Source organism: Sulfurospirillum barnesii SES-3, from assembly GCF_000265295.1.
GTDB lineage: Bacteria > Campylobacterota > Campylobacteria > Campylobacterales > Sulfurospirillaceae > Sulfurospirillum > Sulfurospirillum barnesii.
The window spans coordinates 422187-435631 of record NC_018002.1; the positions used below are offsets into that span (position 1 = coordinate 422187).

General features: G+C 36.5%; 14 protein-coding genes. 9 read left to right on the plus strand and 5 right to left on the minus strand.

Going from position 1 to position 13445, the window contains the following annotated elements:
• Nucleotide 1: 1 nt before the first annotated feature.
• The 7 genes from SULBA_RS02260 to SULBA_RS02290 all read left to right on the plus strand — a co-directional run bounded on the left by SULBA_RS02260 (nucleotide 2) and on the right by SULBA_RS02290 (nucleotide 6120).
• Nucleotides 2–646 (plus strand): ABC transporter ATP-binding protein, encoded by a 645-nt coding sequence (locus SULBA_RS02260; RefSeq protein ID WP_014768651.1) that lies wholly within the window; start codon nucleotides 2–4, stop codon nucleotides 644–646.
• The gene (gene fliR / locus SULBA_RS02265) at nucleotides 646–1419 is read left to right on the plus strand and encodes a flagellar biosynthetic protein FliR (protein ID WP_014768652.1); all 774 of its coding nucleotides are present in this window, start codon (nucleotides 646–648) and stop codon (nucleotides 1417–1419) included. Before SULBA_RS02260 ends, fliR begins: the two co-directional genes overlap by 1 nt.
• 60 nt (nucleotides 1420–1479) lie before the next feature.
• Nucleotides 1480–2754: a hypothetical protein gene (locus SULBA_RS02270; RefSeq protein WP_014768653.1), complete on the plus strand. Its 1275-nt coding sequence runs from the start codon at nucleotides 1480–1482 to the stop codon at nucleotides 2752–2754.
• The gene (gene gmk / locus SULBA_RS02275) at nucleotides 2751–3365 is read left to right on the plus strand and encodes a guanylate kinase (RefSeq protein ID WP_014768654.1); all 615 of its coding nucleotides are present in this window, start codon (nucleotides 2751–2753) and stop codon (nucleotides 3363–3365) included. The genes SULBA_RS02270 and gmk overlap by 4 nt, the downstream gene beginning before the upstream one ends.
• A gap of 79 nt (nucleotides 3366–3444) precedes the next feature.
• On the plus strand, nucleotides 3445–3678 hold the full coding sequence (locus SULBA_RS02280; protein ID WP_014768655.1) for a twin-arginine translocase TatA/TatE family subunit: 234 nt from the start codon (nucleotides 3445–3447) through the stop codon (nucleotides 3676–3678).
• A 9-nt stretch (nucleotides 3679–3687) separates the two neighbouring features.
• Nucleotides 3688–5274: an arginine--tRNA ligase gene (gene argS / locus SULBA_RS02285; RefSeq protein WP_014768656.1), complete on the plus strand. Its 1587-nt coding sequence runs from the start codon at nucleotides 3688–3690 to the stop codon at nucleotides 5272–5274.
• Nucleotides 5275–5283: 9 nt separating this feature from the next.
• Nucleotides 5284–6120, plus strand: a complete 837-nt coding sequence (locus SULBA_RS02290; RefSeq protein WP_014768657.1) for a DNA/RNA non-specific endonuclease — start codon at nucleotides 5284–5286, stop codon at nucleotides 6118–6120.
• A 37-nt stretch (nucleotides 6121–6157) separates the two neighbouring features.
• On the opposite strand, the gene SULBA_RS02295 is transcribed toward SULBA_RS02290, so the two are convergent.
• From SULBA_RS02295 to SULBA_RS02310, 4 genes are all read right to left on the minus strand, one after another.
• Complete coding sequence (locus tag SULBA_RS02295; RefSeq protein ID WP_014768658.1) at nucleotides 6158–7321, minus strand: GGDEF domain-containing protein; 1164 nt, start codon at nucleotides 7319–7321, stop codon at nucleotides 6158–6160.
• Entirely contained in the window at nucleotides 7321–7776 is a 456-nt protein-coding gene (locus SULBA_RS02300; protein ID WP_014768659.1) for a hypothetical protein, read from the minus strand. The genes SULBA_RS02295 and SULBA_RS02300 overlap by 1 nt, the downstream gene beginning before the upstream one ends.
• Complete coding sequence (locus SULBA_RS02305) at nucleotides 7776–9689, minus strand: TonB-dependent receptor plug domain-containing protein (RefSeq protein ID WP_014768660.1); 1914 nt, start codon at nucleotides 9687–9689, stop codon at nucleotides 7776–7778. Before SULBA_RS02305 ends, SULBA_RS02300 begins: the two co-directional genes overlap by 1 nt.
• 100 nt (nucleotides 9690–9789) lie before the next feature.
• The gene (locus SULBA_RS02310; protein WP_014768661.1) at nucleotides 9790–10200 is read right to left on the minus strand and encodes a Fur family transcriptional regulator; all 411 of its coding nucleotides are present in this window, start codon (nucleotides 10198–10200) and stop codon (nucleotides 9790–9792) included.
• 163 nt (nucleotides 10201–10363) lie between these two features.
• On the opposite strand from SULBA_RS02310, the gene SULBA_RS02315 reads away from it, so the two are divergent.
• Nucleotides 10364–11392 carry a cytochrome-c peroxidase gene (locus SULBA_RS02315; RefSeq protein WP_014768662.1) on the plus strand — a complete coding sequence of 343 codons (1029 nt, stop codon included), beginning with the start codon at nucleotides 10364–10366 and terminating at the stop codon, nucleotides 11390–11392.
• A gap of 49 nt (nucleotides 11393–11441) precedes the next feature.
• Here SULBA_RS02315 and nadD read toward each other — a convergent pair whose 3' ends face one another.
• Nucleotides 11442–12323: a nicotinate (nicotinamide) nucleotide adenylyltransferase gene (gene nadD, locus SULBA_RS02320; RefSeq protein ID WP_014768663.1), complete on the minus strand. Its 882-nt coding sequence runs from the start codon at nucleotides 12321–12323 to the stop codon at nucleotides 11442–11444.
• 111 nt (nucleotides 12324–12434) lie between these two features.
• On the opposite strand from nadD, the gene gap reads away from it, so the two are divergent.
• A complete protein-coding gene (gene gap / locus SULBA_RS02325) occupies nucleotides 12435–13436 on the plus strand; it encodes a type I glyceraldehyde-3-phosphate dehydrogenase (protein ID WP_014768664.1) in 1002 nt (333 codons plus the stop codon).
• The last annotated feature ends 9 nt before the right edge of the window (nucleotides 13437–13445 follow it).

The following is a 13445-nucleotide window of genomic DNA, read 5'->3' on the forward strand; positions in this document are numbered from 1 at the left end:
AATGTCTTTACTACAGGTACACAATATTTCTCACCGATTTGATTATCTTCTCTTTGAAAATGTTAATTTTACACTTGCTCCTAAAGAGTCTATGGCAATTTTGGGTGTGAGTGGCAGTGGTAAATCAACGCTTTTACATATTTGTTCAACCCTCTTATCTCCGAATCAAGGCACAGTTATTGTGTGTGGCCATAATATATATGAAGGCAATGATGATACGCGCTTAAAATTAAGGCGATATGATGTGGGGATTATTTTTCAATCTCACTACCTTTTTAAAGGTTTTTTTGCTAATGAAAATGTTGAACTTGCATCGGTTATTAGCGATAAAAGCATTGAACAAGGTATCTTAGAGCGTTTGGGAATTGCTGAATTTATGCATTACCGTGTGGGTGATCTCTCAGGTGGACAGCAGCAACGTGTTTCCATTGCAAGGGTATTGGCTAAAAAACCTAAAATTATCTTTGCGGATGAACCGACTGGAAATTTAGATGACAAGACCGCACAAGAGGTAATGAATGTACTCTTTGAATACGTTGAAAAAGAAAATGCGACGCTTTTATTGGTAACGCATAATCATCAATTGGCAAAACAGTGTACATACATGAGGCATCTGCATGTGGATGGATTAAAAGAGGAAGCATAATGGAGTCGCTTGTAGCGCTTTTTGGCGAAAATCAGGTGGTTATGTTTTTTCTCCTCTTTGCACGATTGAGTGGTCTTTTTGCTTTTTTCCCTTTTTTTTCCCATTCAAACATTCCCTTAAGCATTAAAACTTCCATTACTTTTTTTATGGTGGTTTTTTTATTTCCTCTTTTGCCAGCTTTACATGTAAGTCCTACATTGCTGAACTTAGCACTTGCAATTGTTTCTGAGCTTTTGATTGGTTTAATCGCAGGGCTTTTTTTAACCATTGCACTCTCCCTTTTACAAATGGCAGGAATGCAAATGTCTTTTGTCATGGGTTTTACAATGGCAAGTGTTGTAGATCCCCAAACCAGTACGTCCATTCCTGTTTTGTCCCAAATACTTTCACTGATAGGACTTATGGTTGTTTTAGCATTTAATGGTCACCATCAAATGCTCATTTTCATTGCAGATTCCTTGTCTTTATTGCCTTTGGGAACATTTTATCCACAAATGAGTATTGTAGGGTATTTGCTTAAGGCTACAACAGGAATGTTTGTTTATGGATTTATTCTCTCTTTCCCTGTGGTTGCTTTTTCTTTACTCCTTGATGTTGTCTTTGGGATGCTCATGAAAACCATGCCTCAATTTAACCTTTTGGTAGTGGGATTTCCTATTAGAATTGCTGTTTCGCTCGTGGTTATTATTGTAACCTTAACATCTGTTATGCTGCTTTTTAAGCGAGAGTTTCAAGAAGCACTCAATCAATTAACACTTCTTTTTATGCGTTAAAGCAATCATAAATTTTTTTATACTACAATGAGAACTAATATTTCTCATTCAGGAGTGAGCATGCGCCTGTTACTACTCAATAATAATCCCGCTGTTTCAAGATTAATCAAACTAAGTGCTGAAAAGGCTGGTCATGAGTTAGATGAATTTGATGACTACGGGCTAGTTCCTCTTCATGATTATGATGTGATTTTAGTGGATAATGAACTTTATGATGAAACAGCTTTGGCTGAACTTAAGGAAAATATAGGATGTGATTATTGCCTTTATATTTGCCAAAGGGGTGCTCAAAAACCAGACTCTGTGAATGTTTCCTTGGAAAAACCTTTTTTACCAACAGATTTTTTAGTTTTACTTGAAAAAGTGGCGCAGGTATTGAACAGTCAAAAAGAAGAAGAGAGCTCGTCAGTAGATGAAATAGAAGAAGAAAATAAGCGTTTTGATATTGATGATATTGATACCTTAGAAGCAGACGAAAGTTTGAAATTTGATAATGTCAAATTTGAAGACGACCTCTTAGATGAAGCAATCGCAATGGATGAAGCACTTGAAAAAGGTGATTTTTTAAAAGAAACTTCTTGTGTAGATGAAAAATCTTTTGAAGATGTTGATTTTGAAGCGGAAAATGAAGAAGAAGAGACACTCTTGGATGAAGTACCTCCTTGTGTTTTAGATAAAGATGATATTAATGAAGTTAAACAGCTTTTAGATGAAAACGATGAAGAAGAACTAGAGCCATCGGCGTTGGATATTTTAGATGATTTATCTGAAGAGGCATCTCAGAAGGAAGAAAGTACGGCGCTGGATGAAGAAACATTGGATGAAGCCTTTTTAGAAAGCATGGATGAAAAACCAGAAGAAGAGGAATCTTTGGAATGGAAACTTCCTGAGTCTTTAGACGAAGATAGTGAAGATAATGCTTTAGAAGGCTTACTTGAGAATGATCTATCTTTAGCACTTGATCCATCTCCTTTTGATTTTGAAGAAGAGGAGAGGGAGGAAGTAGCCGCCGAAGAGGTTGCATTTCATGAAGAAGAGACAGAAGAGGAGGAATCTTTTTTAGATACGTTGGATGAGCAAGAAGGTGAACTTGCTTCATTGGATGATTTAGATGAAAACCTTATTAAAAAAGCGTTTGGTGAACCCGTAGAGGAACAAGAACAAACCCCCGTACGCACGACCAAAAAAGAGGAAATAGAAGTGATACGTGGTGAAATGGAAAAAAGTATTTCACGCAGTATCTCAGGACTTGTGCAAAGCGATATTTTAAGAGAAGCGTTAAAGGGAATGCGTATTAATATTTCTATCTCTTTTGATGAAAACGAGGCCAAGTGAAAGGAAATCTTTTAGTTCTTTCAGGGCCTAGTGGTTCTGGTAAAAGTTCTTTAATAAAAGAGGTTTTATTGGAAATCGAAGATGCTTATTTTTCTATTTCTAGTACCACTCGAGAGCCAAGAGAGGGAGAAGTGGATGGTGTTAATTATCACTTTGTTTCAAAAGATGAATTTGAACGTGATATTGATGCAGGATTTTTTTTAGAGTGGGCGAAAGTACACGATAATTATTACGGAACATCACTCAAGCCTATTTTAAAAGAGCTTCAAAAAGGTAAGTTAGTGATGTGTGATATTGATGTGCAAGGACATAAAATTGCACAAGAAAAATTTGCCTCATTAATTACCTCTGTTTTTGTTACGACTTCTGATCAAAAAAGTTTACAAGAACGGTTGCTAAAACGAGGAACAGACACTCATGAGGTGATAGAAAGACGATTGGCAAATGCCGTCTCTGAAATGACCTGTATGAATGAGTACGATTTTGTACTTATTAATGATGATTTTAAAACGGCGTTACACGATATGTTAGCTATTGCATATGCATCACGACGAAAAATATCTTTAATGGATGTCAGTGAATTTATTAGTTCATGGGCGAATATTGAATAGATTTCTTCATTTTAGTTTATAAAAAAATGCTATAATTTGCGCCTTTAAAGGTTACATGTAAAATATCAAAGGAGAGAAAATGGGTCCAAGTGTTCAGCAATTGCTGATTATTTTATTGATTGTTGTGTTGCTTTTTGGAGCAAAAAAGATTCCTGAGCTTGCTAAAGGGTTAGGTTCTGGGATTAAAAACTTTAAAAAAGCAGTGAAAGAAGATGAAGAAACAACTGAAAATGTTGAAAAGGTTGAAGCAAAAGAGACAAAATCAGAAGCGACAGCAACAACTATTTCATCTGATGAAAAAAAATCCGTATAAGGTTTCGTATTGAAAAAATCGGTTGTTCGTGCTATTTCAGAAACGTTAAACAGAGAATTTGTTTTAGAAAAACCTGCGAATCTCTCCTTTGGCCACTACGCTACGCCTATTGCTTTCTCACTGGCAAAGGAGTTAAAAAAATCTCCTATTGCCATTGCGGAGGAGATGTGTTCACTTTTTCAAACGGGTGATGTATTTCAAGAAGTTACCCCTATAAAAGGCTATATCAATTTTAAACTCAGTGAGCGTTTTTTAGACCAATATGCTACGTGGGCGATTCAAAATGAGTCTCTTTTTGGAAAAGATGAAAATCATGAATCAATCTTGCTTGAGTATGTCAGTGCCAATCCAACAGGTCCTTTACACATTGGACATGCAAGAGGTGCTGTCATTGGGGATGCACTTGCTCGTATTGGAAAACATTTAGGGTATCACATTACCACAGAGTATTATGTTAACGATGCGGGAAATCAGGTTGATTTATTAGGTCTTTCTATCTACCTTGCTGGCCGTGAAAATATTTTAGGCTTACATGTAAATTGGCCAGAAGAGTTTTATCGTGGTGAGTACATTGTTGATTTAGCGCATGTAGCTAAAGCTGAACTGGGAAGCTCTGTTTTTGAAGATGAAGCAAATATCACGTTGCTCTCTACATGGGGCAAAGATAAGATGTTGGAGCTTATTAAGTCTAATCTAGCGGATGTGGGTATTTATTTCGAGCAGTTTGTCAGTGAAAAATCGTTGTATGATAAATGGGATGAGAGTTTTACTAAACTGCAAAAACATGATAAAACCTATGAAGAGGGTGGTAAAATTTGGATTCGCTCTACAGAACTAGGCGATGAAAAAGATCGTGTGGTTGTGCGTGAAGATGGTAGACCTACCTATTTAGCGGGCGATATTATTTACCACGACAATAAATTTCAACGACATTATGACAAGTATATTAATATTTGGGGTGCTGATCATCATGGCTACATCACAAGAGTGAAGGCTGCGATTAATTTTTTAGGCTATGATGAATCAAAACTAGAAGTATTACTTGCTCAAATGGTTTCTCTTTTAAAAGGTGGTGAGCCTTATAAAATGAGTAAGCGTGCGGGTAATTTTATTTTGATGAGCGACGTGGTTAGCGAAGTAGGAAGTGATGCTTTACGTTTTGTATTTTTAAGCAAAAAATCAGATACACATCTTGAATTTGATGTGGATGTTTTTAAACAAGAAGATAGTAACAATCCTATTTTTTATATCAATTATGCCCATGCTCGTATTAATCAAATTTTTGCAAAAGCAGGAAAAAGCATTGCTGATGTAGAAAATGTTACCCTAGAAGGGATGAGTGAAGAGGCTCAAAACTTACTCTTTAGTGCGCTTTTATTGCCAGAAGTTTTAGAAGATGCGTTTCATTCAAGACAGGTTCAAAAAGTAACAGAATACCTTAAAAATCTTGCCGCTTCATTGCATAAATTTTACAATGAAAACCGTGTGGTTGGAAGTGATGATGAAGCAAAATTGTTAAAATTGTTTGCTGTGGTCGCTTTATCGCTTCGTGTAGGTATGCAACTTATAGGCATCAGCGCAAAAGAGAGAATGTAGAGTTTTTTTGTGAGAAAATCGCAGACATTTTTTTCGCTTCTTAGCCTTTTTATCAAATATCCAAAACTATTTTTAATTGCTCTCCTTCTAGGAGGGCTTTCGTATACGTATGAAGTTTTTTTTGCACGAGAGCGTATGTCTTTTCAAGGCATCCCTCAAGCAACACACCATACAGTTTCCACCGTTACACGCATTTTTCGCAATCAAGCCTATATGGTTGGCTATTCGGATCTTAAAGGCAACCCTTTGTGGGTTGTTTACGCATTAAACCCTGCTAAAGAAAATACACCTCATTTAAAGCGCCCAGAGAGCTTCACGTCTGATTGGCGAAACTTTGGTCTCATTCATTCCTCAGATTATACGAATAGTGGGTACGATAGAGGGCATATGGCACCTAATAGAGCAATAGCACAGCAGTACGGTAAGCATGCTCAAGAAGAGACCTTTTTAATGAGTAACATCACACCTCAAAAACCTCTTCTAAACCAAAAAGTTTGGCAACGTTTGGAAGCCATGGAGCTTGAGATGTTTGCGCCACAATTTGAAACATTATGGGTTTATACAGGCCCTCTTTTTAATTCCTCCCCTAAGAGGCTAAAGCACTCTTATTTTGTTGAAATTCCAGATGCTTTTTATAAAATTTATGTGGGGATTGACAAGGGAGGAGCGATTAAAACCTTAGCATTTCTTGTCCCACAAAATGCAAAAGCCAATACGCCACTTGAATCCTTTTTAGTTAGTATTGATACAATCGAAGATAAAAGTGGATTTGATTTTTTACATGCGTTGGACGATGTTTTGGAAGACGAATTGGAAAAAAACATCAAGATACAAGGGTGGTTTTAATCGTTACATGTAACGATTAAAAAAGCGTTAGCATAGGCTAGGTCTTGAGTGTTTCATCGTAAAGTTTGATACAGTTTCTTCCACTATGTTTTGCATGGTAGAGCGCTATATCTGCGTATTTAAACGCCTCTTGAAAGTCTTTTGCTTGATGGGGGAAGAGATTGACCCCCACGGAAATAGTAATCTGTATAGAAGCTTCTTCGGAAATACTAAAGGCAGTCTTTTGAATGGCGTTAAAAATACGCTCAATGACATTAAGGGCAATAAGATGATTGGCATTTTTATCAATTTTAGCCAAAATTAAAAATTCTTCTCCTCCATAACGAATAACAATGTCATTGTCCTTACGAATGGTTTGCAAAAGAGTATGGCCAATTTGCGTTAAAACTTTATCTCCCACAGCATGACCATAAGTGTCGTTTATTTTCTTAAAATAATCAATATCCAACGCTGCTATAACATATTCATTGAGGTTGATGAGAGATTCATATTTTTGAAGGTAGTTGCGATTGTAAACACTGGTAAGTTTGTCTGTAAAAGCACTCTTTTTAATGGAACTAAACCGCTTGGTTTGAATAATAACAAAGATAAGGACAAGTGCAATAACGCCCATGATTCCAAAAATACCATTTTGAATGGTTTGAATAATATGATTAATTTCTTGAATTTTATTGATAGAAAAATCAATCGCCAAAATTAGCTCTACTTCACCGTGATTTAAGATGGGGATTAAATAGCTAATAGAGAGTTGCTGCAAGAGGGTATGGCGAATAACAAGAGGTTCTTTTGTAGTATAAATCTCCAGCCATTCAGGTCCCTCTACATCAAATTTTTGATCAAGAAAGGACTTCTCTTCTTCAAAAGAAGCATCGCCTAAAAAACGAAAAATGCCGCGTTCATCTCGGTAAAGAAGGTAAGCATATTTGACATGTGGGGTCACTAAAACATTTAAATGCTCTTCAACTCTTTTTTGGAGAAAATGGTATTTTTTTAAGGCTTCTGGATAGCTAGCATTCCCTTTTAAAAGGTTTTCTATAGTGCGTGCGTTGTTATGCGTGATTGAAAAAATATCTGATGTAGAGATCTCAAAAATCTTTGTCTCAATACGCTTTTCAAGTTGTATTGTGGCAAAGAAAATGGAAAGCAAAATAGATACGATGAGCACCAAAGGAGCGAAAAGGTAAAAGCTATTTTGACGCATTAGAAACTCTCAATAAATTGGTGAAAGTTTTGAGGCAGCGTAATAGCTTTTTCCTCAAGTCTTTTTTGACTAAAAACAATATTGGGGCGACTCTTATTCCAAAAAAGTGCTCCAAAGAAATGTTTGTTGGAGAGCAGTTTTCGGTAATTATTGGTAAAGAAGAGACGTTTTTTAGTCGAAGGACAAGGAGGCATCTCTTCGGCTTTATTGATAAAGATAAAATTGGCTTTTTCACACTCTTGTGTTAGTGTAAAATAGTTTGTATAGACCTTCTCTTCCATGCTAGAGATATTGGGGATAAAGAGTGTAATGTTCTCTTCTAAAGAGGCGGAAGCAATTTCATAAATAATTTTTGCTTCTAACTCGACTTCTTTACTGTAGGGTTGGACTAGAAACGTGTAGTGTTCTGCATAGCAAAGATGCACAATGATTAGACTTAAGTAAAGCGCTTTCATTAAAAGACCCATTTAAATGAAACAGTGATGCTTCTATCGTTATCATCTAGGGTAAAAGCATTGCTTCCAAAATTGGTAAAGTAGAGTGATTGTGTTGATTTGTTTAAAATATTGGAAGCTTTAAGGCTGTAACTTAAATCTTTTGTCACATGATACGTTGCTCCTAAACTGACATCAAAACTATCGGGAATATCAAGTCCCAAATAATCATAACCGTTTCTATAAATAAGAGAAGTAAAGTAGTCAAATTTTTGATAACCGCCCATCAATTTGATAAATCCACCTTTGGTAGAATTATTGATTTGTTCGCTTAGTGTGGATGTGTAGTAGTTCAGATGGAGTTTGTCTCGTTTGGAGAAGGAGTATTCATAATCAAAAATAAGCCCATCGGTTTTTATGGTATGGTCTATATTAACAAAACCAATAGGCGTTTGATAGAGAAAATCATCAATTTCTACATGATCAAAGGTAATACCAAATTTTGAGTTTCCCTCTGTATACACCGCTTCAAGCGTATAGAAATTGTAGCGCTGAGATTTAAGATTGACAGCGTTCTTTTTTGCATAATCTACGTTATAAAACGAAGGTGTTAGGGCTGTTTGGGTATAGAATGCTTTAAATCCAAAATGGGGTGTAGGTGTATAAATAGCACCAATACGTAAAAGCTTTTCATCGTTATCTTTGAGATACGCATTGCGGTCATAATAATCAAGTTTTGCGTTCGCAACTATGAGGAAATCCTCTTTAAGCTGATAGCTCTCTTGAAGCAACACTGAAGAGATGGTTTCTCGTTTAAAGCTATTGTAATGGTCTATTTCATTTGTTTGGTTTAGGAAATTGGTGCTTTTTCTTTTTAAAACATCATACGTTTTATGTTTCACATTGAGTGCTAGAATCAAGGCGTTTTTATCACTTTCAAACGATTTTGAAACATACGCATTGCTTTTCATAAACCGTAAATCTTCTTGAAAGTTTTTTGGAATACTCCCTGGAATACTAAGGTCTATTAAGGGCGTGATATTGATGCCTTGATCATTGACTTCTTCATAACTGCGCTCATTCATATCGAATGAAAAATTGGCTTTGAGGGATTGGTCTTCAAGAAAAGAGTGTGTGTAGTTGAAGAAAAAGTCTTTTGAGAGGCTTTTCCCATCATTAGGCGTAGCATCAAGTGCAAGCCCTGTGTAGTTGTTTTTGGAAACATCTGTGTAGGCTAAATTCATTTTGGCTGTATCGTTGCTTACATCAGCGTAAATATAGTGTTTTATGCCATTACTATTGAGTTTTTGATGGTTGTAATGGCTTGTTTTTTTTATTTTTTCTTGATTGGCAAAGAAGAGATAAGACCAGCCATTTTCAAAAATATGTGAATGGGTGATGCTTTGAGCATTGCCTTGTTTAGAGGAAATCCAACCTGTCAGTTCGGAGCCGTCTTCTTTGCGTGCGGATTTGGTGTAGATGCGAACAAAATAGATTCCTGTTTCATTGCCAAAGGAAAAAGAACTCTCTCCATAATAAATTTCAACGTGGTCGACAAAATCTAAAGGTAAATCACCCCAAGAAAGTGAAGTGGATTGGTCGTAGCCTGAACTAATTTCATGGTCATTGATAAAAAAGCGGAAAAAGCCACTGGTGGTTGTCTTCGAACCAGTTAAAGAGTAGTTGGTGAGTCCAAATTGATTGGTGTTGAGGTTAAAAAGGGGTAATTCTTTTAAAATATCATTGAGTTTTTGATACTGCATAAGGCGAATTTCTTTTTGAGAATAAATGATGACATGCCCAATTTTTTCATTGACCGTTTGCAAGGAGTTTTCAGATGTCGATTGATACTCTTCTAGGAGCGTATCGAGTGAATCGGATAGGAGTAAACTACTAAAGAGACCAAGAATAAACACAGCTTTAAAGAAGGGCAAAAGAATCCTTACATGTAATTATGAGAAACATGAGTATAGGCAATGAGAGCTTAAGAATATCTATAAAGAAAAGAGACGATGTAATCTAGTGTATGTGTATTTATTTTTTACCAGAACATCGTCTACAAATGCCATTCATGACGATAAAACTACTATTTATTTCAAATCCACTTTGAGAAGAAATGGTTTCTAAAAGAGCTTTTGTTTCTACAAATATATCTTCGACACTCCCACATTGTGAACATAAAAGATGCACGTGTGGAACTTTCTTAATCTCGTATTGTTGTTTTTGATGCGGTAGCTTAACTTCTTCTAAAATATGAAAAGAAATTAAATCATTAATGTTGCGGTAGAGGGTGGCTTTAGACATGGTAGGGTATTTTTGTGTAATACTTTCGTAAAGGGTATCAATGTCAACATGCCCAAATCGTTCAATGCAATCTAAAATAGCCAAACGCTGATGGGTTGATTTTAAATTGCTAGCTTTTAAAATATCTTTGAATCGTTCCATAAATTAACCTTTACATGTAAAAGAATATTTTATAAAAGTATGGCTTAGTATGCTATTAACAAAACGTAACAGACAACTAAATGAAAATTAATTCTAAACAATATTAATTACTATTTAAGATAAATATTCATACAATGACTTACAATCTTAAAAAGGAGAAGAAATGCAAATTTCTAAGGTTATTGGTCTTTGTGCACTCAGTGCAACGGTTGTTTTTGGTGCAAGTAGTTTGGTTCAAAAGGTAAAGGATAATGGCATTGAAGCCATTCCAACGAGTCAATTGGAGATTCTTAAACTGATTGATGACCCCAAAGATCCTATAACAGATGCAAAGGTAGAATTGGGCAAAAAACTCTACTTTGACCCTAGAATGTCAAAAAGTTCCTTAATTAGCTGTAATACCTGTCATAATTTAGCTTTGGGTGGGGTCGATGGCATTGCTGCAGCCATTGGACATGGTTGGACAGCCAATCCAGCACACCTGAACTCTCCAACAGTCTATAACTCTGTTTTCTTTAAAGCACAATTTTGGGATGGTAGAAGTCCCCATTTAGCGGATCAAGCACAAGGCCCCGTTCAAGCAGGTCCTGAGATGGCTGCACCTCCAAAATTGGTAGAAGAGCGTATCAATTCTATTCCAGAATATGTGAATGCTTTTAAAGTTGCTTACGGTGATAGCGTTAAAATTACTTTCGAGAAAATTACGGATACGATCGCAACATTTGAAAAAACGCTTATTACGCCCTCACGTTTTGATGATTTTATGAATGGGAACGAGAATGCGCTTTCAAAAGCAGAAAAAGAGGGCTTAGAGGTTTTTATGGATAAAGGATGTGCTGCATGTCACAACGGTATTGCCTTAGGGGGCACGATGCAACCATTTCAAATTGCTGCAAAATATAAATTTGCTTCTTTAGGAGGCTTTCAAGGGGATAAAGATGGTATGGTTAAAACCCCAACGCTTCGAAACATTAGCGAAACAGCACCGTATTATCACAATGGAGCCATTTGGACACTTAAAGAAGCCATTCAAGAGATGGGAAGTACACAACTTGGTATTAGTATTAGCGATGCAGAGAGTGCAAAAATTGAAACCTTCTTAAAGGCATTAAAAGGAAGAAAACCTACGATTGTCTATCCAGAATTGCCTGAAAGTACTGCAAAAACGCCAAAGCCTGACGCTAAGCTCTAAGTAAAGAGGAAACTCTTAGGCAATGCCTAAGAGTTTTTTTAAAACGAATTTACTCAACGCCTCGTATTTTTTTCATTTCTTCTTCTCTCTCTTTTAAGAAGAGTTCTAAGTTGTATTTTTGGCGGTATTGTGGTGTCATAAGGTGGATGAGCATGTCTCCCATATCAATGACCGTCCAGTTATCATCGGCGTCTACATTTAAGAAATTCTCACCCGCACCTTTAAGTTCTGTCTTAAGGTGGTCTAAGAGTGAAAGCCCGTGTCGCTCACCCATTGTGCTTGCAATCACAACAGTATTAACAAAATAATCTTTGCCACTCATATCAAAAACTTGAATATCTTCTGCTTTTTTATCGCTTAAAGCCGTGATAATTCTCTCAATTCTATTATCCATTGGATTCCTTGTGTAAAAGGCTATCACTTCATTTTCGATGGCTTTTGGAATAAAGCGTTTGTCTAAAAAGGAGCGTAGCTTTGAAGAGCTGATATTAACATGAATTGGCAAAATTTTCAAGTCTTTTGGCGGTATAAATGCCCCTCTTGGTGCGACAACAAATTCAACAAGTGTACAAAGCTCTTCATAACGGTTCCATTTAGGAAGGCTTGCATACGAATCACTACCAACAATGAGATAAAGCTTTGCTGTTGGATAGAGACTCTTTACATGTAAAACGGTTTCAATGGTTGGAACTTGCCTTTTTTGGTCACATTCATAGGAAAAAATTTCTACTTTTTCCATGCCTTTAAACATTTTTGCAAGCCAGCTTTGGCGCAAAGGGGCTGGGGCACAAAAGCTATCTTTAAATGGGCTTAAAAAGGTTGTTACAATTAATAATTTGTCAATATCTAAGACTTCAAGGGCTTTTGTAACGATGGACTCATGCCCAGAATGCGGAGGGTCGAACGAACCTCCAAAAATAGCAATGTTCAATGGATGTCTCCGTGGACTTTAAACTTTTTTATACATCATTTTTGCTAAAATGATTCGCTTTTTAGTGAAAGCAAATGGATGAAAACGACTATTATATCAAAAGGAAACCCTATGGCACTCAAAATTGCTATAAATGGATTTGGTCGCATTGGAAGATGCGTTGCAAGAATTATTGATTCAAGAGAGGATGTTGAGTTGGTATGTGTCAACGATACAGCAGATCGTGCTACCACAAAACAGTTACTTAAATACGACAGCGTGCATGGTGTTTTCGCTGGGCACGTTGAGTTGCTTGAGAATGATTATATGCAAATGGGAAAATCAAAAGTTAAAATGTTTTCTACCCGTGATCCAAAAGAGCTTAATTTTGCAGATTATGGTGTGGATGTTGTTTTGGAGTGTACGGGTGCACTTTTAACACAAAAAGATACACAAGTTTTTATTGATAATGGCATTAAAAAAGTGATTCTCTCAGCACCTGCAAAAGATGATACTCCAACTTTTGTCATTGGGGTAAATGAAGATAAATACGCAGGTCAAGCGATTATCTCAAATGCGAGTTGTACCACAAACTGTTTAGGACCTGTGGCAAAAATTTTAGACGATGCGTTTGGCATTGACAAGGGCTTAATGACAACCGTTCACTCCTATACCAATGATCAAAATATTTTAGATGTAAAACACCGTAAAAATGATTTACGTCGTTCACGTGCGGCGGCGGTTAATATGATTCCTACGACCACAGGTGCAGCCAAAGCGATTGGGTTAGTCTTGCCTCATTTAAAAGGCAGATTGCACGGTCAAAGTGTGCGTGTTCCAACACCGAATGTTTCTATGGTAGATTTAAATGTCGTAGTAAAAAAAGCAACCACCAAAGAAGAGGTCAATGCAATTTTGAGCGAAAAAGCACAAGGCGCATTAAAAGGTATTTTGGAAGTGGATGTTGAGCAAAGAGTATCTCAAGATTTTCTCTCTACTTCATGGAGTTCCATTGTTGCAGTGGATTTAACCCAAGTGATTTGTGGTGATATGATTAAAGTAATGGCATGGTATGACAATGAGTGGGGCTATTCAACCCGTTTGGTTGATATGGCATTGCACATTAGCAAATAAAGGATAAGG